Annotated in this window: 14 protein-coding genes; 7 read left to right on the top strand and 7 right to left on the bottom strand. The window is 66.2% G+C overall.

What is annotated here, in order from left to right; translation table 11 throughout:
* Nucleotides 1-93 precede the first annotated feature (93 nt).
* Both NMQ14_RS15345 and NMQ14_RS15340 read left to right on the top strand, forming a co-directional pair.
* Nucleotides 94-1,755, top strand: coding sequence for a PhoX family phosphatase (locus NMQ14_RS15345; protein WP_257097514.1), 1,662 nt, complete (start codon nucleotides 94-96; stop codon nucleotides 1,753-1,755).
* Nucleotides 1,756-2,010: 255 nt separating this feature from the next.
* A complete protein-coding gene (locus NMQ14_RS15340; RefSeq protein WP_257097513.1) occupies nucleotides 2,011-3,309 on the top strand; it encodes a tetratricopeptide repeat protein in 1,299 nt (432 codons plus the stop codon).
* Nucleotides 3,310-3,331: 22 nt separating this feature from the next.
* On the opposite strand, the gene NMQ14_RS15335 is transcribed toward NMQ14_RS15340, so the two are convergent.
* Nucleotides 3,332-3,955: an energy-coupling factor ABC transporter permease gene (locus NMQ14_RS15335; protein ID WP_257097512.1), complete on the bottom strand. Its 624-nt coding sequence runs from the start codon at nucleotides 3,953-3,955 to the stop codon at nucleotides 3,332-3,334.
* 172 nt (nucleotides 3,956-4,127) lie between these two features.
* On the opposite strand from NMQ14_RS15335, the gene NMQ14_RS15330 reads away from it, so the two are divergent.
* From NMQ14_RS15330 to NMQ14_RS15320, 3 genes are all read left to right on the top strand, one after another.
* On the top strand, nucleotides 4,128-5,684 hold the full coding sequence (locus NMQ14_RS15330) for an esterase-like activity of phytase family protein (RefSeq protein WP_257097511.1): 1,557 nt from the start codon (nucleotides 4,128-4,130) through the stop codon (nucleotides 5,682-5,684).
* Between the two features lie 272 nt (nucleotides 5,685-5,956).
* The gene (locus NMQ14_RS15325; RefSeq protein ID WP_257097510.1) at nucleotides 5,957-7,951 is read left to right on the top strand and encodes a PhoX family phosphatase; all 1,995 of its coding nucleotides are present in this window, start codon (nucleotides 5,957-5,959) and stop codon (nucleotides 7,949-7,951) included.
* 106 nt (nucleotides 7,952-8,057) lie between these two features.
* Nucleotides 8,058-8,681, top strand: coding sequence for a PEP-CTERM sorting domain-containing protein (locus tag NMQ14_RS15320; RefSeq protein WP_257097509.1), 624 nt, complete (start codon nucleotides 8,058-8,060; stop codon nucleotides 8,679-8,681).
* 25 nt (nucleotides 8,682-8,706) lie between these two features.
* Here the strand turns inward: NMQ14_RS15320 and NMQ14_RS15315 are convergent, their stop codons facing one another.
* The 6 genes from NMQ14_RS15315 to NMQ14_RS15290 all read right to left on the bottom strand — a co-directional run bounded on the left by NMQ14_RS15315 (nucleotide 8,707) and on the right by NMQ14_RS15290 (nucleotide 18,339).
* Nucleotides 8,707-11,241: a cation-translocating P-type ATPase gene (locus NMQ14_RS15315; RefSeq protein ID WP_257097508.1), complete on the bottom strand. Its 2,535-nt coding sequence runs from the start codon at nucleotides 11,239-11,241 to the stop codon at nucleotides 8,707-8,709.
* A gap of 19 nt (nucleotides 11,242-11,260) precedes the next feature.
* Entirely contained in the window at nucleotides 11,261-11,470 is a 210-nt protein-coding gene (locus NMQ14_RS15310) for a DUF2788 domain-containing protein (protein ID WP_069037875.1), read from the bottom strand.
* A gap of 14 nt (nucleotides 11,471-11,484) precedes the next feature.
* Nucleotides 11,485-12,270 carry a DUF2189 domain-containing protein gene (locus NMQ14_RS15305; RefSeq protein ID WP_257097507.1) on the bottom strand — a complete coding sequence of 262 codons (786 nt, stop codon included), beginning with the start codon at nucleotides 12,268-12,270 and terminating at the stop codon, nucleotides 11,485-11,487.
* A gap of 126 nt (nucleotides 12,271-12,396) precedes the next feature.
* Complete coding sequence (locus NMQ14_RS15300) at nucleotides 12,397-14,808, bottom strand: heavy metal translocating P-type ATPase (protein WP_257097506.1); 2,412 nt, start codon at nucleotides 14,806-14,808, stop codon at nucleotides 12,397-12,399.
* A 350-nt stretch (nucleotides 14,809-15,158) separates the two neighbouring features.
* Nucleotides 15,159-17,813 (bottom strand): fused MFS/spermidine synthase, encoded by a 2,655-nt coding sequence (locus NMQ14_RS15295; RefSeq protein ID WP_257097505.1) that lies wholly within the window; start codon nucleotides 17,811-17,813, stop codon nucleotides 15,159-15,161.
* Nucleotides 17,797-18,339: a 2OG-Fe(II) oxygenase family protein gene (locus NMQ14_RS15290; protein ID WP_257097504.1), complete on the bottom strand. Its 543-nt coding sequence runs from the start codon at nucleotides 18,337-18,339 to the stop codon at nucleotides 17,797-17,799. Before NMQ14_RS15290 ends, NMQ14_RS15295 begins: the two co-directional genes overlap by 17 nt.
* A gap of 413 nt (nucleotides 18,340-18,752) precedes the next feature.
* Between NMQ14_RS15290 and NMQ14_RS15285 the strand changes: the two genes are divergently transcribed.
* Together NMQ14_RS15285 and NMQ14_RS15280 are read left to right on the top strand one after the other, a co-directional pair.
* On the top strand, nucleotides 18,753-19,034 hold the full coding sequence (locus NMQ14_RS15285; RefSeq protein ID WP_257097503.1) for a hypothetical protein: 282 nt from the start codon (nucleotides 18,753-18,755) through the stop codon (nucleotides 19,032-19,034).
* A 224-nt stretch (nucleotides 19,035-19,258) separates the two neighbouring features.
* A complete protein-coding gene (locus tag NMQ14_RS15280) occupies nucleotides 19,259-21,478 on the top strand; it encodes a hypothetical protein (protein ID WP_257097502.1) in 2,220 nt (739 codons plus the stop codon).
* Nucleotides 21,479-21,486: the final 8 nt, after the last annotated feature.

The raw sequence follows: 21,486 nt of genomic DNA, 5'->3' as shown, positions 1-21,486 counted from the left end.
CGCGTCAACGCCCTGCAACAGCCTGCGAACAAGCTTCCGATCGCATGATCGCCCGGATGGTCCGTGCGGCGCGCCCGGAACAAGGAAACGCAGATGTCGTCCAGAGAATTTTCGCCCGCCCGTCGCCTGCTGCTCAAGAGCTCAGGCGTTGCCGCAGCCACCCGTTTCACCGGCGTCATGGCCGCGCTGCACACCAGCAACGCGCTGGCCGCCACCGGCAAGCAGACCGTTTCGGCCCTGTCGCCCTACGGCCTGATCGCGCCGGTCAACGATCTGACGACCGGCCTGCCCCTGCTGCAACTGCCGAGTGGCTTCACCTACCGTTCGTTCGGCTGGGCAGGCGACGCCATGGACGATGGCCGCAACACGCCGGACCTTCCCGACGGCATGGCCGTGGTGACATCGCGCCGCACGGGGCGCAGCACCGAACTGGTGCTGGTACGCAACCATGAGCGCGGCGTAGCCACCTCGCTGGACGACGCCATCAACGCGCCGCACAACTACTCGACGACCCGCGTGAACGGCATCATCACCGCCTATTACGGCAGCGTGCCCATCCGCATCGGAAGCAACGGCGCAGGCGGATTCACCGTGCAGACCAACCCTGCCGGCCCGGCGCCGCTGCCGTTCGACGGCTTCGCTGCAGGCGGCACCACCAATCTGCTGTTCCGCGACAACAAGTGGGCCGGCGCCTCGTCTTCGCTTGGCGGCACGCTCGGCAACTGTGCCGGCGGCCCGACCCCCTGGGGTAGCTGGCTCACCTGCGAGGAGACGGTGTTCGACTTCTCGCTGATTGGCGGCAAGAAGCACGGCTATGTTTTCGAAGTCGGCGCCGAACCGGCGGAGTCGATCGCCGACCCCATCGTCGGCATGGGTCGTTTCGTGCACGAAGCCGTGGCGATCGATCCGACCACCGGCTACGTCTACGAAACCGAAGACAACCGCAACGTTGCAGGCTTCTTCCGCTACGTACCCGGCGATACCAGTGGCGAGCCGGGCAGCCTGCACAACGGGGGCACGCTGCAGGCGGCACGTGTGAAGACCATCGTGCGCAAGGCGACCGCCGCCACGCTCGAACAGGCCAATGACGTGGGGCTGCTGAATCCCGACATCGGCGACGAATACGAACTCGAATGGGTGGATATCGCCGACCCCGATGCGTCGCCCGTCGTCGTGGTCGGCCAGCCGGGCGGCGTCAGCCTCGCCTTCATGGCGGGCCCGACTTTCCAGGCGCGCAGTCAGGGCTGCGCGCGCATGAGCCGTGGCGAAGGCATCTGGTACGCCGGCGGCAAGATGTTCATGATCGACACCGCTGCCGGCGTCGATGGTTCGGGTCGTCCGGGTCAGGGCGAAGGATGCGTGTGGGAACTGACGCTATCGACGATGCGCCTGCGCGCCATCTTCGTGAGCGGTGGCCAGACCGTCGGCAACAATCCGGACAACATCACGGTCAGCCCGCGCGGCGGCATCGTGCTGTGCGAGGACGGCGGCGGCTCGACGGACGCTTTCGGCACCGGCGCACGCCTGCTCGGCCTCAACAAGGCGGGCGAAGCCTTCATCTTCGGCAAGCACAACGTCGTGCTCGATGCCGCGCAGATCGGCGCGGCGGGCAAGCAGGTCGCTGGCGGCGACTACCGCGGCACCGAATTCGCCGGCGCGTGCTTCGACCCGACCGGCCGCGTGCTGTTCGTCAACATTTACCGGCCCGGCATCACGGTCGCCATCACCGGCCCGTGGGCACGCGGCAACCTCTGAGCCCCCGACCCGCTCACCGCCAGTCTGCAGGCAGGCGGTGAGCATCGGGTTGCCGCTCCCGCGCAAGGGTGTGCCAGCAGCGCCGTGGAGCATCAATGACCGGCCCTTGACGCGCGAGACGACCGACGCACTGACCGGGCTCGATACCGACATCGAAATTGCCTACCATCAAGAGGTGACAGCCGTGGTGACCTGCGACGGGCGCGCAGGTCCCTGACGAAGTCCGGTATCGCCCGACCATACGGGAGTCTGCCCATGCCCTTGCGCACCATCACAGACCTTACCGTCAGCGGCGCCAGCCCGCGCAGTCTCGAACTGCTCGAACTGGCGGAACACCAGTTCCGCTGCTTCATCGGCGATCCGGTCGCCACCGTGAGTGCAGCACTCGAAGAAAGCCCGGACATGGTCATGGGCCATGTGCTGCTCGCCTACCTGATGCTGCTCGGCACCGAACCGGCCGGGCTTCCGGTTGCGTCGGCGGCTTGCCGCCGGGCAGAGAAATTGCCCGCCAATGCGCGCGAAGCGCGCCACGTCAGGGCGGTCGACCTGCTGGTCAGTGGCCGTCTGCGCGCTGCCGCGCGCGTGCTCGAAGACATCGCCATCGAGCATCCGCTCGACACGCTGGCGCTGCAGGCCGGCCACCAGACCGACTTCCTGCTCGGCGATTCGCGCATGCTGCGCGACCGCATCGCACGTGCCCTGCCCGCGTGGCACACCGACATGCCGGCCTGGCATGCGGTGGCCGGCATGCTGGCGTTCGGGCTGGAGGAAACCGGTGACTACGAGCGCGCCGAACAGTACGGCCGGCAGGCGGTCGAGCGCCAGCCGCGCGACGGCTGGGCGCAGCACGCCGTCGCGCACGTCATGGAGATGCAGAACCGGCGGCACGACGGCATCGCGTGGATGCGCGCCGCTCCCCAGGCGTGGGCGTTGGACAACTTCCTGTCGGTGCACAACCACTGGCATCTGGCGCTGTTCCATCTCGGGCTGGACGACATCGACGCCGTGCTCGCGCTTTACGACGGGCCTGTGTGCGCCGAGGCGCCGGGCCTGGTGTTCGACCTGGTCGACCAGTCCGCGCTGCTGTGGCGCCTGCATCTGCGCGGCATCGATGTCGGGACGCGCTGGCAGGCACTGGCCGACCGCTGGTCACCGAATGCCACCACCGGCCGCTACGCCTTCAACGACATGCATGCAACGATGGCCTTCGCGGCGGCAGGTCGCACCGAGCAGATCCGGGCGATTGCCGATGCACAGCAGGCGGTCATCGCGGGCAGTGGTGACAGCGATGCGGACAACATCCGCTTCACCGCCGAGGTCGGCCATGCGGCGACTACAGCGATGGCGGCGTTCGCCGACGGCGACTACGCGCAGACGGTCGATCTGTTGCGGCCGATCCGCCACATCTCGCACCGTTTCGGCGGCAGCCACGCCCAGCGCGACGTGCTCGACCTCACGCTGATCGAGGCGGCGGCACGCGACGGTCAGCAATCACTGGCCACTGCACTGCGTGCAGAACGGGCACTTCAGGCGGGTCGGGCACTCACCGAGTGACGATCGTCCGTCGTCCGCGCGATCATGTACCACCGGGTCCGAGGTAGCGCCGGTCCGACCAGGTCGCCAGCCATTCAGGTATGAAGGCGACGAAGATCGACACCAGCATGCCGGTGATGAAGGCATCGCCCCAGGCCATCAACCAGCGCGCGACCAGCGCATGTTCCATCGCGACACCGTCGATCAGGTGGTGTGCGAACTCATATGCCACCCCGGCCAGGAACAGGCAGAGCGCGGTGCCGATGAAGGCGCGGCCCAGCACGTAGATGAATGGATGAGGCGGCAGCGCGCGTCGCAGTACCTCGCCCAACGCCAGTGCCAGCGTTGCCGGCACCAGGCCGATCCACACCAGCTGCGACAGCACCGCGGCCCACCCCAGCTGACCGAACAGCCAGACCACGAGTGCAATCAGCAACAGTTCGATCACCGCCAGCGGCCAGCCGAACATCAGCACCAGCAGGCAGGCACCTGAGAGCTGGATCGAAATGCCGGCCGGCAGGTTCTGCGGCAACACCCACAGCAGCGACAGCAGCACCCACGACGCCACCCAGGGCGCACCGAGCGGGCCACGCAGCATGCGCCATGGGCGCAGCGCCACGCTGACGCCCAGCGTCGCAACAAGGAGCAACACCTCGATGATGATCATGATGCCCGGACGCCTGAAACAGAGATGTTCGACAGTGTGTCACGCCGTTCCGGCGGCTGTCGCGCTGCGCGGTCGATTCCGTCGGCAAGGTGTCACCAAGCTGTCACGCAGTCTGCTCACACTCTCCGGCGGTCATTCACAACAACAATGGGCATAGCCTGCCGGAGGTCACATGAAAAAATCCCTGATTCACTTGTCCCGCCTGACGTTTGCGGGCGCGCTGCTGCTCGGCAGCGCGCAGGTTTCGTTTGCGCAGACCATCGTGAACGGCACGTCCTTCACACTGCACGAACTGGTCGGCGTCGGCCGGCTGGCCGCCAATCTGCGCGACGAACACGGTGAGACCTTCGGCTCGATCTCCGGCCTGGTGGCGGATTCCTCGACCTGGACGCGCACCGGCAACAGCTATACCGGCATCTTCTACGCTTCGCCTGACCGCGGCTACAACTCCGCCGGCACGATCGACTACACGGCGCGCATCAACCGCATCGCCGTCGACTTCACGCCGGCCGCATCAGGCAGCACCGGTCTGGGCCAGAACCAGATCGGTCTCACGCTGACGCAATCGACGCTGCTGTACGAAACGCTGACTGGCGCCTCGCGCCCGCTGAGCGGCATCGACCCGGTACCGGGTGGCGTGCTCACGGGGGGCGCGCGTCCGGCCACTTCGCTGCTGCCGGAACTGCCTCAGGGCTACAACGGCAAGCTGTCGCTCGACGCCGAAGGCATCGTCATCCTGGCAGACGGCTCACGCCTGATCAGCGACGAGTACGGCCCGTCGATCTACCGCTTCTCGGCTACGGGCGAATTCATCGGCGCATTGCCGGTGGCACCGTCGGTGCGCCCGATACGCAACGGCGTGACCGACTACAGCTCGAACAATCCCGCGGAAGGTCAGACCGGCCCGACGCCGGCCAATCCGGCCGCCGGCCGTGCCAACAACCAGGGCTTCGAAGGCCTGTCGCTGTCGCCGGATGGCAAGACGCTGTTCGTCGCCCTGCAGAGCGCCGCGCGTCAGGATCTAGCCAACGCTTCCACGCGGAACAACACGCGGCTCTTCACGTACGACGTCAGCGATCTGGACCAGATCACGCTCACCGGTGAATACGCGGTGCAGTTGCCCAAGTTCCAGCAGGGCACAAGCACGCTGGTGGCTGCACAGAGCGAAATCCTTGCCGTGTCCGACACCCAGCTCTTCATCCTGCCGCGCGACAGCAACGGCTTCGAAGTGGGCACCGAGCAATCGAATCTGCGCCGTGTGGACGTGATCGACATCAGCAACGCGACCAATATCCTCGACGAAAGCTACGAGGGACAGATCGCGCCGGGCGGCGTGCTGAATCCGGCCATCACGCCGGCGCTCTACACGCCCTTCCTCGACATCAACGACAACGCCGAACTGGCGCGCTTCGGTCTGGTAAACGGCGTGCAGCCCGGTCTGGACAACCTGTCCGAGAAATGGGAAGGCCTGGTGTTGCTGCCGACACTGGAGGAAGGCCGCCCGAACGACTACTTCCTGTTCATCGCCAACGACAACGACTTCGCCACCACAGACGGTTTCCAGGTCGGCGAGAAATACGATGACGGCAAGGACATCGACACCATGTTCCTGGCTTATCGCGTCACTATCACCCCTGCGGTGCCTGAGCCCGAAAGCTGGGCGCTGATGCTGGCCGGCCTGTTTGCGGTCGGTGGCGTGGCTCGTCGCAGGCTGCGTTCGGGCAAGTAAGCTTTCTGTCCTCGTTGCGCATGTCAGGGGCGGCATCCGGTACGGGTGCCGCCCTTTTTGTTGCGGGTCCGGCGTCGGCACCACGGCACCACGCAAGGCGACACCACCCTTTCTGGCAGGGATAGTCCGTTCGGATCACTGCCGGACGTCGGCCTCGTCTTATCCCTGTCAAACGCGCCGGACACACTTCATCCGCTCAACCACGCAGCGCACCGATTCGTGCGTCCGGAAGATGCCCCGAACCATCATCTCGATCCATCCGAGGAGAACACATGTCTGCTCATCTGCACCCTGACAACAACATCACGATCAACCCGACCGACAACGAGTCGATCCGTGACGTCCTGGCCGCATTCACCGGCCGCCGCAATTTCATGAAAGGCTCGATCGGCACGGCAGTGCTCGCTTCGATGGGTGGCTTCAGCCTCGAAGCCCTCGCTGCCGGCTATGTGCCCAGCCCGACGCCGACCAACGGCGGCATCGGCTTCAACGGTGTGCCGGCCAACATCGCGCCGATGACCGACGGCATCACCGTACCGAACGGCTACACCGCGAAGGTGTTCATCTCCTGGGGCGATGCGATCGGCAAGGCCGGCCCGGAGGCCAACACGCACTGGGACCCGTCGACCGCCATGACCAAGGCTCGTCAACTGACGACCTGGGGTTCGCACAATGACGGCATGCACCTGTTCCCGTTCCCGGCAGTCGGTGTCGGCGGCCTCAGCAACGACCGCGGCCTGCTCGTATCCAATTTCGAATACGTCGACCCGGGTCTGGTGAACAACACCCTGACCTACGGTACCGATGTCATCACGCAGGACATGGTCGACGCGCAGCTCGCGGCGCACGGTGTCGGCGTGGTCGAGGTGCGCAAGATCGGCGGCGAGATGAAGGTACAACGTCCGTCCGCCTTCGCCCGTCGCATCACCGGCGCGACCCCCTGTAAGGTGTCGGGCCCGGCTGCCGGTCACCCGATGCTGCGCACCGCAGCCGACCCGGCCGGCATGACCGTGCTCGGCACGCTGAACAATTGCGCGCACGGCTACACGCCCTGGGGCACCTACCTCGCCTGCGAAGAAAACTTCAACGGCTATTTCGGCACCACCGCCGCCAAGCTGGCCGCGCAGCCGCGCACGCCGCACGAAGCCCGCTACGGCGTCAGCCAGGGTGGCTTCGGCTACCGCTGGCACGAAGCCGATCCGCGCTTCGACTTCCGCGAAAACCCGAATGAACTGAACCGTCATGGCTGGGTGGTCGAAATCGACCCGTGGAACCCGAATTCGATGCCGGTCAAGCGCACCGCGCTGGGTCGCTTCAAGCACGAAGGCGCATGGAGCGTGGTCGGAGCCGACAACAGCGTGGCCCTCTACATGGGCGACGACGAAATCAACGACTACATCTACAAGTTCGTCTGCGCGAAGAAGCTGAACACGAAGAACCGCGCTGCCAACCGCGACCTGCTCGACAGCGGCACGCTGTATGTCGCCAGGTTCAACGCCGACGGCACGGGTGTATGGCTGCCGCTGGTGTTCGGTCAGAATGGTCTGACGTCGGCGAACGGCTTCAACAGCCAGGGCGACGTCGTCATCATGTGCCGCCAGGCGGCTGACCTGCTCGGCGCCACCAAGATGGACCGCCCGGAATGGGTCGCCGTGCATCCGACCACGCGCGAGGTGTACTTCACGCTGACGAACAACAGCGGCCGTACCGTCACCGATGCCGCCAACCCGCGCGCCAACAACGTGCATGGCCACATCATCCGCTTCAACGAAAACGGCGGTGATGTTGCAGCCACCGGCTTCCAGTGGGACATCTTCGCCGAGTGCGGCGACAAGCTGTCGAGCAACCCGGCGCGCCAGGGCAACATCATCGGCGACGACCTCGGTTCGCCTGATGGCCTCTGGTTCGACTCCGACGGTCGCCTGTGGATCCAGACCGACCAGGCCGGCGACGCGACCGGCAACTACGCAAACATCGGCGGCAATGCGATGTTCTGCGCCGATCCGGCCACGCGTCAGATCACCCGCTTCCTGACCAGCCCGATCCGTTGCGAAGTGACCGGTGTCGTCACCACGCCGGACAACAAGACCATGTTCGTCAACATCCAGCACCCGGGCGAAAGCTGGTCGGGCAGCTTCACGTCGCGCAGCACCTGGCCGGACAGCGGCATCAACGGCCCGACGACGCAGAGCGCAAGCGGTGCCATCAAGCCGCGCTCGGCCACGGTGATCATCACCAAGGACGACGGCGGCGTGATCGGTACCTGAACGGTACTCAATCGACAGCCGTTTAACGCTTCGACACATCGTTTTCACAAGGACGTCACGGTGGCAGGCCAGCTTTGCCACCGTGACCCCAACCAGAGGATTCATCATGAAACTGACTTTCATCGCTGCCGCGCTGGCTTCGTTCGCCATGCTGCCGGCACACGCTGCACTGACCCATGACGTGGCTGACCTGTACAACCCGCTGTCCGTCGATTTCGACAACTATGAAGGCTTCGAGACCAGCGGCCCGGAACTCGTTGCACCAGGTATCACCTTCACGGGTGACGCCGGCTCGGTGCTTGGCGCTTACGTCGCCGAGCTCGGCACCAATGGCACCTGGGGCCTTGGCAATCTGTTTGCAGCAACCGGCTTTGTCGGCGAACTGCGCTTCACCTTCGCCGAACTGACTGCCGGCGCCGGAGCCTTCGTCAATCACTTCACCAACGATGTGCTTCCGTTCGGCATCGTGGTGTCGGCCTATGGCGACAACAACCAGATCATCGAATCCCACACGGTGATTGACATCGACACCGACGAATTCGGCAACAACGAAGGCCAGTTCGTCGGCATCACACGCGCCTCGGCAGACATCCGCTCGATCTCGTTCAAGGGCAACGCCGTCGTGCTCGACAACCTGGCTGTCGCCACCCCGGTGCCGGAGCCGGAAGGCTACGCACTGCTGCTGGCCGGTCTGGGCCTGATCGGCATGGCGGCCCGCCGTCGCATGTAAAACGCGTCTGCCGGACCCTCGTAGTTCATGACCCGGCCTCAGCGCCGGGTTTTTTTTCGCCCGGCATCACGCGCTTCACGACTTGCAGCGGTACGAAACTCGCGAGACCGAGTGCGCAGGCGGCCAGCCAGTGCGCCGGCGCCAGCGGGGTGAAGCCGAACTGCATCGCCAGCCAGGGCACGCTGGTCACGGCAAGCAGCGCGAGCAGCGTGGCGGCGATGATGGCGCGCGCCACCGGTGCGGTGCCGCGCAGCGCATTCAGCCAGGCGCCCCCGTGGGTGCGGGCGCAGAAGATGAGCGCGATGCCGCTGCTGACCAGCGTGATGAACACCCAGGTGCGGACCACGGACGCGTCGAAGCCCTGTGCGCTCGCGAAGGCGTGCACCGCGAGCACGACGGCTGACGTCACGGTACCGAGCAGCAGACTCGTCCAGATACGGGAAGACGGCAGCAGCGGGTCACTGCCCGGACGCGGCGGCTCGTGCATCACGCCCGCATCCGCCTCGTCGGATTCGAACACCACTGAACACGAGGGGTCGATCACCAGTTCAAGGAAGGCGATGTGGGCTGGTGCCAGCACCAGCGGCCAGCCGAACAGCACCGGCGCGGTGGCCAGCGCGATGATGGGCACGTGCACCGCCAGGGTGTAGGTCATTGCATGTCGCAGGTTGCGGAAGATGCGCCGGCCGAGCCGGATGGCGTGCACCAGTGCGGCAAAGTCGTCTTCGACCAGCACCAGATCCGCCGCTTCGCGCGCCACGTCGGTCCCGCGCCGGCCCATCGCGATGCCGATATGGGCCGCCTTGAGGGCGGGCGCGTCATTCACGCCGTCACCGGTCATGGCGACGATGTCGCCGCGCGCCTTCAGCGCTTCGACCAGGGCCAGCTTCTGCTGCGGGCTGACGCGGGCGAACACGCCGCCCTGCGCCGCCGCTGCGGCGAAGGCAGCGTCGTCCATGGCCGCCAGTTCCGGACCCGTCAGCACGCGCGTGCCTTCGATGCCGGCCTGAGCGGCGATGGCCCGAGCGGTGCGCGGGTGGTCGCCGGTGATCATGACGACACGTACACCGGCCGCGCGGCATTCGGCCACCGCCGCGGGCACGCCGTCACGCAGCGGGTCGGCCAGACCGATCAGGCCGATGAAGCGGAATTCGAAATCGTGCTGGATCGCCGGCGCCTCGCTGCCCGGATGCAGCGCATGCGCCACTGCCAGCACGCGCAGGCCGCGGTCGGCCAGCGCGCCAGCCTGCTGCGCCACGTGGGCGCGCGCCTCGGGCGACAGGTGGCACAGGTCGGCAATCGCCTCGGGGGCGCCCTTCGAGGCGACCTCGCTGCGTGGGCTGCCCGGCACCTGCCACAGATGCGACATCGCCAGCAGATCGGGGGACAGCTCGTACTCGCGCGCCAGCCGCCAGTCCGGGTGCAGATGTTCGGTATTCGACAGATGCGCATCGGCAAGGCTCAGAAAGGCCTTTTCCATCGGATCGTGCGGATCGGCCTCGCTCGCCAGCACCGCGTATTCGAGCAGCCGGTGAAACGTTTCCGGCAGCTCGGCCAGCGGCTGACCGGCGTTCAGATGCAGTGTGTCGTCACCGGCGACCAGCGCAGCCACCGCCATGCGGTTGCGCGTCAATGTGCCGGTCTTGTCGACGCACAGCACCGTGGTCTGGCCCAGCGTTTCGATCGCTGCAAGACGCCGCGTCAGCACGCCGTGCACCGCGATGCGGCGGGCACCGAAGGCGAGGAACACGATCAGGATGACCGGAAATTCCTGCGGCAGCACGCCCATGGCGAGCGTGATGCCGGCGAGCAGGCCATCGAGCCAGCCGCCGCGCAGCACGGCGTAGAGCAGCGCGAGCAGCACGCACAGCACACCACCGATCACCGCCAGCCTGCGCGCGAGCTTCGCCAGCTCGATCTGCAAGGGCGACGCGCCACTGCTGATTGCACCGAGCGACTTGCCGATCCGGCCCAGTTCGGTGGCATTGCCGATGGCGCTCACTTCGACCGTGGCCTGGCCGCTGACCACCAGCGTGCCGGCGAACACGGGCAACGCCGGGCCGCCTGCGACCGGCAGCCTGGCCACCGCCACCGACTCGCCGGTCAGCATCGATTCATCGAGCGTGAAGTCGTGCGCCGACAACACGAGGCCATCTGCCGGCACGCGGTCGCCCTCGTTCAGCAGCATGCGGTCACCGACCACCACGTCGCGCCCGGCCACCCGCGTCACCTTGCCGTCGCGCAGCACCAGCGCACGCGGGCTCGACAGGTCGCGCAGGGCTGCCAGCGCCGTTTCGGTGCGCCGCTGCTGCACCACGGTCACCGCGATGATGACCAGCACGAAACCGAGCAGCACGAGCGCTTCCTGCGCGTCGCCGATCAGCAGGTAGAGCGCTCCGGCACCGAGCATCAGCAGGAACATCGGCTCGCGGGCGACTTCGAGCACGATGTCTGCAATGCTGCGCGTGCGGTCGACAGCAAGTTCGTTCCAGCCGTCCCGCGCGCGGCGCACCGCCACTTCCGCTTCGCTCAGACCGGACGGCGCTGACGTTTCACTCATGCCTGGCAGATACCGGTGATCAGCTGTCGAGAATCCACTTGATGACGAACTTGGCGACGAATCCCATCATGCCCAGGCCAAGGCCGAGCAGGATGACGAAGGTGCCGAAACGCCCTGCCTTCGATTCACGCGCCAGTTGCAGCAGGATGAACAGCATGTACAGCATGAAGGCCGTGACGCCGAAGGTCAGGCCGAACTGCGCGAATTGTTCTTCGGTGATGCCGGACATGATCGGATCGCCCTTCAGCCCGCGGGCGACACCGCACTGCCCACCAGCTCGCGATAGGCATGCCAGCTGGCGTGCCCGAGCAGCGGGATGACCACCGGCATCGCCAGCAGGCCGGTCGCCATGCCGAACAGCGTGAAGAACGCGATCGCCGCCCCCCACAGCGCCAACGGCGCCGGATTGGCCATCACCACACGCCAGCTGGTCAGCACCGCGCCAAGCACGCCGATCTGCCGGTCGAGCAGCAGCGGGATCGCCACCACGCTGGAAGCGAACAGCGGCGCGGCGAGCAGGCCACCCAGCAGCAGCCAGGATTCGAACAGCCAGCCGTGCTCTGCAAGCACGACGACATGCAGGAAGTCTTCCGGGGTCACCACAGGCGCGGCCGCGAATGACCAGATCAGCGCAGCCGACGTCAGCACCCAGCCGGTGCCGGCCAGCGCGAGCAGCAGGCCGAAAGTCACCATGCGGCCGTCACGCGGCTTCCACACCGTCAGCGCCGTGGCCAGATCCGCCGACTCGCCCCGTTCCAGCGCACGACTGATGGCATACAGCCCGGTCGCGATAACCGGCGCCACCAGCAGGAAGCCGGTGAAGGCGCCACCGAGCAGCCAGAAGCGATCCGGTATCCACCAGCACAGCGAGGCGCCGAATACGGCCACCAGAACGCCATGCAGCAGGCCGGGCAGCGGGCAGCGCTGGAAATCGCGCCAGCCGGCAACCAGCCAGTTCACCGGGCTGAACAGCGGAACGGATCGGGTCAGGAAATGGCGTGATTCAAGAAGCGCCTGGCTGTCGGACATGGTGGTGGGCCGCTGCGGAAAGTCATTCGGAGGGGTTGCTGCACGGCGATTATGCGCTGCGCGCGGCCATGCGGCTTGACGCAGCGCATGGCCATGCCGCCGGCCGGCGCCCCCTGCGTGCGATCCTCATGGGCCGCCCGCTTTCCAGCGCCGCAACAGCAATGCATTGCCGACCACGCTGGCACTGCTGAACGCCATGGCGGCGCCGGCGATGACCGGGTTGAGCAACCCGAACGCCGCGAGCGGAATGCCGACCACGTTGTACGCGAAGGCCCAGAACAGGTTCTGCCGGATCTTCGCCCAGGTGCGGCGCGAGATGTCGATGGCGTCGGCCACGCGCGCCGGATCGCCGTGCATCAGCGTGATGCCGGCCGCGGCCATGGCCACATCGGTGCCGGTGGACATCGCGATGCCGACATCGGCCGCCGCCAGCGCCGGCGCATCGTTGATGCCGTCGCCGACCATGGCGACCACCGCTTCGCCCTGCCTGAGCGCAGCCACGATGTCGGCCTTGTGTTCCGGCAACACTTCCGCCCGCACGTCATCGATGCCCAGTGCCGCCGCGACGTGGGCCGCGGCGCCCGCGTTGTCGCCGCTGATCAGCACCGTGCGCAGGCCGGCCGCCTGCAGGCGGCCGATCGCTGCCTTCGCCGACGGCTTCACGGTATCGCCGAAGGCCAGCAGGCCGAGCAGGCGCGACGCAGCACCGAGCTCGGCCAGCCACGACACGGTGCAGCCCTGCGACTGCAGCTGCGCGGCGCGCTCCGCCAGCGGCGATACATCGACCGCAAGCTCGTCCATGAAGCGCGTGCTGCCCAGACGCAGTGTGCGGCTCCCGGACTGGCCACCGAGTTGCCCGCCAATCCCGCGACCGGCGACCGCCGCCAGATCCGTCGCCTGCGGAATCGCCAGCGCCTCCGCCTGCGCGGCCCGGATGACTGCCTGCGCCAGCGGATGTTCGCTGCCCGACTGGAGCGCAGCCGCCATTGACAGCAGTTCGCCACGGGTGACGGCAACGGGTTCGGCGGCCACCAGTTGCGGCCGCCCCTCGGTCAGCGTACCGGTCTTGTCGAAGGCGACCACCGATACGCGATGTGCGATTTCGAGTGCTGCGGCGTCCTTGATCAGGATGCCTTCACGCGCGGCCGCGCCGGTGCCGACCATGATGGCGGTCGGGGTGGCGAGGCCGAGGGCGCAAGGGCAGGCGATTACCAGCACCGCCACGGCATTGAGCAGCGCGCGTTCGACGCCGGACCCGGCGAACAACCAGCCGGCGAAGGTGAGTGCCGCCATTGCGATCACGACCGGCACGAACACCGCGCTGACACGATCGACCAGGCGCTGGATCGGCGCCTTGCCCGCCTGTGCGCTTTCGACCAGGCGGACGATGCGTGCCAGCACAGTTTCGGCGCCGATCGCCGTGGTGCGGACGACAAGCAAAGCGGAGCCGTTGATGGCGCCGCCGGTCACGTGATCTCCGGGCTGGCGCGCCACCGGCAGACTTTCGCCGGTGATCAGCGACTCGTCGACCTCGCCCGTTCCTTCCGTCACCACCCCATCGACCGGCAGCCGCTCGCCGGGGCGCACCACGACAATGTCGTCGACTGCGACCTGCGACAGCGGCAGTTCGATCTCCTGTCCGTCGCGACGCACGCGCGCAGTGTCCGGCCGCAGCGCATTGAGCGCGCGGATGGCTTCGGTGGTCTGCCGCTTGGCGCGCGTCTCCAGCCATTTGCCGAGGAGCACCAGCGTGATGACGACGGCCGACGCCTCGAAGTAAAGATGCGGCATGGCGCCTTCATCGGCGTTCAGCAACAGGTACACGCTCAGGCCGTAAGCGGCCGAGGTGCCGAGCGCGACCAGCAGGTCCATGTTTCCCGCACCGGCGCGCAGCGCCTTGCCGCCGGCGATGTAGAAGCGCGCACCCAGCCAGAACTGCACCGGCGTGGCGAGCAGCCACTGCAGCCAGCCCGGCAGCATCCAGTGCGCACCCCACAGCATGCCGACCATCGGCAGCGCGAGCGGTGCCGACAGCGCAATGGCCACTGCAACCGGCCACCATTCGGGCAAGGCGCGAGCCGAGTCATCGACAGCAGGAGGGATGTCGGAGGGCAACGACGCGGCGTAGCCGGCCCGCGCCACCGCAGCCAGCAGCGGTGCGACGTCGGGTGACAGCGTGACCACTTCGGCCGACTCGGTCGCGAGATTGACGGTCGCCGAGAACACGCCCGGAACCCGGCCGAGCGCCTTTTCCACCCGCGCCACACAGGACGCGCAGGTCATGCCGGCGATGTTCAGCCGCAGGGAGCGCTGTGCCACGGCGAAGCCTGCACGTTCGACGGCGGCGCGCAATGCAGGCGCATCGACCGTGGCATCGGCCTCGACGGCGGCGCGCTCGTTCGCCAGATTGACGCTGGCTTGCGTGACGCCGGACAAGCGCATCAGCGCCTTCTCGAGCCGGCCGGCGCACGACGCGCAGGTCATGCCGTCGACGCCGAACTCCCAGCGCGCAGGCTTGGACGTATCGAGACTGCTCATGTTCGGCATGCGTATATTGGTTCGATACCGGGGGGCCGGCGTTGCGATCGTATCAAGGTCGGGGTGTTGCGACACACGGGAACTGTCCACCCTTGCCACGGTGAAACGGTGCAGATCCCGTTCGTAACGACCGCCAAGCATCCGCTGCACGGGGCAAGGTCGTCGCGCGCATCGAATCCGCACCAACGCGGCCATGCAACTTCGCGCACGGATCAAGGCGGAGTATGCGTCCCCGCTTGACGACGTGGTGGCCTACTTCGTGGTTGCCTGAGTCGCGGTTGCCTGAGTCGTGGTCGCCCCGGTCGGCGGCTGCATCGCCAACGTGCGCCCGGCCGGCGATCGCATCGATGTCAGGGCAGAGGAGACGCCGACAGCGCGTGCAGCGCGTCCACCGCCTCCGGTCTTGCCGGCTGCAGGCGCGCGAGCGTCTGCAGCAGGGATCTGGCTGCGTCGGCATCGGTCCGGGCCAGCGCAAGCGACATGCGCAGCAAAGGGTCGTAGGCCGGACGGAAGTCCGGGCTGATGGCCAGCACGTCGAGCAATGGCTGACCGACCTGTGCCAGCATCTGCCGCACATCGGCGCTGGGCTGCACCTGCCGGCCGACGTCGATGAAGCGGTTGCGTGCCCGCCAATATGCGTCCAGGCGTTGTGCCCAGCCAGCATCGAGGGGGGCGTCCACAGGGGCGACCAACAATTCGTCCGGACTGATCCGTGTCGCCTGCAGGAAGTTCGTCAGCCGGTCTCGGGGCAGCGAATCCGGCTGGTAAGTGATGCGCGGCGCGAGATAGATCACCACCGGATGGTCATCGGTATTCAGCGGCGCAGCGCCGGAAAAATTCGCCAGTGCAGCCGGGCCGGCCACAAAGCTGCCAAGCAGCGACAGCGCGTCCGGTATGCCGAAATCTCCGGGGTTGAAGCCGAACGACCCGCCCTGCAGCCGCTGCCTCAGCGCTTCGACATCGAAGCGCCCGTCGTCGGCGCGCGCCACCAGCCCGATGACCGGCGTGTCCAGGCTGTTGGTGGCGAGCATGGCCCAGCTTTGCGGAAAGACGGTCTGGTAGGCGCGCACGATACTGCGCAGGGTGTCCAGATCGAGCTGATGCAAAGGCAGCCATTGACAGAACACGCCATCCGGCGCCAGCCGTGCGCGGATGGCCGCGAAGTGCTCAACGGTATAGAGCGATCCGGATCCGCTGCGCGCCGGATGAAAGTTGTCGGCGACGATCACGTCGTAGGCTGCGCCGCCCGCGCGGACGAAGCGCCGCGCATCGGTCGCCACCACGTGCATGCGCTGTGTGGCGTCTTCGCCCCAGGCCGCTTCGGTGAAGCGCGCCGAGGCGTCGATGACTTCGGGCAGGAGTTCTGCTACATCGATCTGAACGCGCCTTTCCTGTGCAGCCGTCGAGGCGGTCACGCCGGTGCCCAGACCAAGGAAAAGCGCACGTCCGGGCGCCGGGTGCAGCAACATCGGCAGCACGGCCTGCCGACCATCGGCCAACAGCGTCGCAGTGCTGCCTTCCTGTTGCCGGTTGTTGATATGCAGCGTGGCCACGCCACTCGCATCCTCGACCACACTCACCGTTGCCAGCGCGCCTTCGGCGTGACTGACCAGGCGACCACCGGCCGGGATATCGACGATCGTGAGCGACGGCATCCAGACCATCGCCGCACACGTTGCCAACAGCACCGCAATCGCACCGGGCCTGAGCCAGCCGCGCTGCGAGCACAGCGCGACATAGGCTGGCACCAGCAGCAGCAGCGCGAACTTCGAGCCCAGGGTGGGCAACAGCAGCAGGCCGAACAGCGGTGGCGCAAGGGCCGCCCCGAGTGTATTGACGCCCAGCGCACGTCCGAAAGCGACGCCGCGCGCGCGCGCCTCTGTCGCCAGATGGCTGAACAGCGCACCCATTACCACCGTGGGCAGCAGAAAGGCCATGCAGGCCAGCGCCGCTTCGGCGACCAAGGCGCCCGCCAGCGTGGCACCCAGCATGTCGTTCAACCAGTTTTTGAATGTTGCCGCCTCGCTCAGACCCAGAATGCCGACGAGGCAGGCCCATGCCAGCAACACGAGCAGGCGATCACGCATCGCATCGGCACGCTCGGCGGGGATGCGGCGGCCGGCATAAAGTGCAGCGCCGATTGCCGTGCCGACCAGATAGACCGCCAGCAGCAACGCAAAGGTATAGACGGTGTTCTCCGCCACCTGGCTCAGTACGCGCACCACCAGCACTTCATAGGCGATGCCGAGCAGGCCCGTCATTGCGAGCATCCACACTGATGCGCGCCCTCTGCCCGGCGGCGCTGCGACGGGCAGACTGGAAGCGACCGGGAACAGTCGCCAGGCAATCACCGCGCACAGCAGATTGAGTGCCGCACACACGACTGCGGTGATTGTGAGGCCGTAGTCGGGCACCAGCCAGAAGGCGCTGCCCAGCACGCCGAACAATGCACCCAGGGTGTTGCCGGCATACAGCGGGGCGATCGACTGGCCGACACGGCCGAGCCCGGCCAGCACGCCTTCCATCGCCGGCAACGTCGCGCCCATGGCCGCGGTAGCCGGAAGCAGCAGCAGGAAGGTGCCGCCGAACGCCACCGCCCAGTGCCACAGCGGCGTAGGCTGGGGACCGATGAGCTGCAGCAGCCCCTCCGCCACCGGATCAAGCATGAGCGCCAGCGCCAGACTCCACAGTCCGATCACCAGTTCGCAGGCGACGTACCACACGCGCGCGCGCGCGCTGCGGTCGATAAGTGGTCCGAGCATGAGCGCGCCGATAGCCAGGCCGCCGAAAAAGGCTGCCACCACAGCCAGCACGGCCGCCGCTTCGTGGCCGAGCCAGAGTGCGGCCTGCTGCGTCCACGCTATTTGATAGCCCAACGCGGCGAAACCCGACGCCACCATGAGCAGCAGCGCCACGCCCTGCTGCGCCACATACCGGGTCGGCGGCCCCTGGCGCGCACTGCCTGCTGCTGTATCGACGGCCGACACGTCAGCCGCTGAATGCAATCCTGTAACCCCATGAATCGAGGCCGGCCGGAATGGCGTTGAACGGCATGGTGATGCGTCGCCCGCCCACATTATGGGGGACCGAGTGCATCAGATAACTCGGGAACATGACCAGATCACCCGGTTCGGGCTGGGGGCTGACCCAGCGTTCGGCGTTGTACGGCCCGACTGCGATGCCCTTGTGATCGTTCTTGAAGGAAAACTCCGACCCGCCGGGCGATTTCATCAGCACGGTGCGCGAATCCGGATGTATGGGCGTGAGATAGACGATGCCGGAAATGAAGCTGTTCGCGTGGTTGTGCATCGCCTGATAGCCGCCCTGATCCATCACGTTCACCCACATTTCCTTCAGCGACCAGGGCATCTGCTCGCCGAACAGCAGCGCGCCGAACTCGCTCAATCGCGGCGTCAGCACGCGCGCCGCTTCCACCAGTAGCGGACTGTCGCCCGGCTTCAGCATGGCGGTATGAGTCAGGTTGGACGATGTGTTGTTTGCCTGTATGGCCTGGGCGGTGAAATGTTCCACCAGCCCGCGGACCAATTCCGGGTCAAGGGCACCATGAACGCGCATCACAGGGGTGGGAAAGAGGCCGAAAACTTCGCTTTGCATGGGCGTCGGAGCGGTGAGGGGGAGCGGGTATCGCGGCTGGACTGGCCGACCACGGTACATTCAATCGCCCGGTCCGTCGCGGGCGGACCGGGATGTGCTCATGCCGGAACGACGCGGGAGCCTAACCGCTGCGCGTGACAGATTTGTGATGATTGCCGGGGCTGGCGGCCATGCAGGGGACGGCTGGTCATCAAACCATCACATGCGCCAACTAGATTGTGTGAAGAATAAAAAATTGATGTGAAACATCACTTATTGTTGATAACTAATTATCATCAGCATGTCTGTATGGTTATCGCCGCAGGCCTTCGTGCGGCAGGAGTTTTGCGATGCCTCGTCATTCCAACCAAAGCCGCCCTGCAGTCAGCACAGCCATTGCGCTACTGGCAATGGTGGCACAGGGAGCAGGTGCCGGTGACGCCATCGGTCGTGAGCGGGACATCGATCACCACGTAACCGGCCACCAGGCGACGGACTGCAGCGCACATCACGAAACGATGCCGGACTGCATGGGCAGCGACGGGCCGGCCACCGCTGAAGGCGGGTGGCTGACGGACATGAACAAACGCATCGTGATCGCGGGCACAACGATCACGAGAGACCCGGCCTGATGCCTTCACGGCAGGGCTGACAGAGCATCAACAGCCGTCACAGCGGCTGTGTTGTCCGCAATGAGCCGACCGGCGGATAGTCTCGGACTATCCTCGCCGGCAGAGGCATTTAATCTGCGTGACACGGGAAGGTCATCTTGCATCGCGAGAATCTCGATGGGTTGGCGCAGCACCGACCAAAACCATCAGTTGCCCCTTCGAACATCGAGAGAGGATCTATACCCATGACGTTCAAAACGAAAATGACTCCGGTTGCATCGGCTGTCGCCATGGCGCTCAGCGCCGTGGCCATGGCCATGGCACCCGGCGTGGCCAGTGCCGGCAAGACAGCCGGCACTTACATGACCGGCGACTTCCACAATCACTCCACCTGCTCCGATGGCTCGACCTCGATGCAGACGAAGATCAAGAAATCGACCGACAAGGTCGAAACCCCGTGGGGTCTGGACTGGTTCGTGCAGGCCGGCCACGGCGGCAACGGCAACCGCAACTGCACGCTGGTGGAAGACGAAACGGTCGCCACGCCGGCCTACCCGTTCATTGAGGGCGTGGGTCCGAACACAACCTGGGCAGCGACCATCGGCGCTGCAGCGGTCAAGGGCAATGCCTCAAACGGTACTCCGCTGAGCGCGCAGGCCAACCCGCGCATGTGGCGCTGGCAGTCCGTGCAGGAATTCCAGTACCCGGTCGCCGAATATCTGACGGCACTCAAGGGCGTGCCGACATTCCTCGGCGTGGAATCGGTGGTGTCCGGCCACGAGCACACGTCGATGGGCGTCATCACCGGACAACTTCCGAAGTCGCTCGACAACGTTTCGCTGCCGTCCGGCCCGGGCTACACCCCGCTGGGCAACGCAAACGCGCTGTCGCAGTGGACCTACTGCTTCGACCGTGGCGACACCGACAACAGCCGTGGCGGCGGTCAGGGTTGGGAGTGCTCGGTACCCGGCAGCATGAATGCCGCAGACCCGAACTGGAATGCCACGGCCGCCAAGCTGACCAACAACAGCGGTCTGAATGGTCACCTGAAGACGGTCGAAGGCATCAAGTGGATGGCTGCGTATCATCCGAAGGCCAGCTACTACGTGCCCGCCCACCTCGAGCGTGCCGGCCCGTTCAACCCGAATGGCAGCAATGGCTTCAACATCGAGCACCTGCGCAACATGAACAACGCCGGTCCGATGGTTGCCTTCGGCTTCGAAAGCCAGCCGGGTCACGGCGCATCGAGCGACCGCGGCGAATACCGCCCGAACCGCAACAACTTCGGCAACGGAGTCCGTCGCGACTCGGTCGGCGGCACCACCTGGGGCGGCACCGGTGTCTATGCAGCACAGATCGGTGGCGTGTGGGATGCGCTGCTGGGCGAAGGTCGCAACTGGTGGTTCTTCGCCAGCTCCGACTGGCACAACCGTGGCGATTTCGGCACCCACGACGTGCGTACGACCCAGGATTTCTGGCCGGGTGAATACCAGCGCGACTTCGTCATGGTACGTACCGGTGCCGACAAGATGCGCCCGCAAACCATTGTTGACGGCCTGCGCAGCGGCAACAGCTTTGCAGCGTCGGGGCAGTTGGTCGACCGCGTGGCTTTCGTCGCCTGCGCCTCTTACAAGGGTTTCGGCTTCCGCAGCGACGCCGCCGTCGAAGCACTGGCCACCGCCGCCGCGATGTCGAATACCGACACCGACGTCGCCGGTTGCGCCACCATGGGCGAAAAGCTGAAGGTTCGCCCGGGTGCCGAAGTCGTCGTCGCGATTGTGGTACGCGATCCGTCGGGCATCAATTTCTCGCCCTACTCGTTCGCCAACCCGTCGCTGGCACAGGTCGGCATCAACCAGCCGCTGAACGCCCCGGTGCTGGATCACGTGGATGTGATCCGCGGCATGGTCACCGGCTACAAGCAGTCGGGCAGTGCCGACTATGCGGGCGAATGGCCGGACCAGTGGATCCAGAACCCGGACATGGCTCGTGTGCCGGCTGCCGCGAAGAACACCACGGCTGCCCTGTACAAGACCTTCAACGAGTCGACCTGGGCCACCGCGTCGGGCAACCCGGAATACAAGACCATGGTGTTCCGTATTCCGGCCGTGTCGGCTTCGCAGTACATCCGTTTGCGCGGCACCAACCTGCCGGCCGGTGTGCCGTACGAAACCGACGCCAACGGCAACCCGCTGTCGGATGTCTATACCAATGACAGTGCAGACAACCGTGCCGTCGCCCCGATGACCATCCCCTGCACAGTGACCGGCAGCAATGTGCCGGCAAATGGTGTGACCCACACGGTGAACGACGGGAAGATCGACGGTTGCCCGAATCATCTGGCAGTGGTCGATGGACAGAAGATGGTGTCCTACGACGTGGCAGGCTGGGCCGACCTGTGGTTCTACAGCAACCCGATCTTCATCGAAGTTGCCAAGTCGACCACGGTTGCCGGCGTGAAGTAATGAACTGA

The sequence above is a fragment of the Methyloversatilis sp. XJ19-13 genome (genome assembly GCF_024580155.1).
GTDB lineage: Bacteria > Pseudomonadota > Gammaproteobacteria > Burkholderiales > Rhodocyclaceae > Methyloversatilis.
The sequence above is the reverse complement of the archived record's forward strand: the minus strand, read 5'-3'. Positions and strand labels throughout refer to the sequence as shown.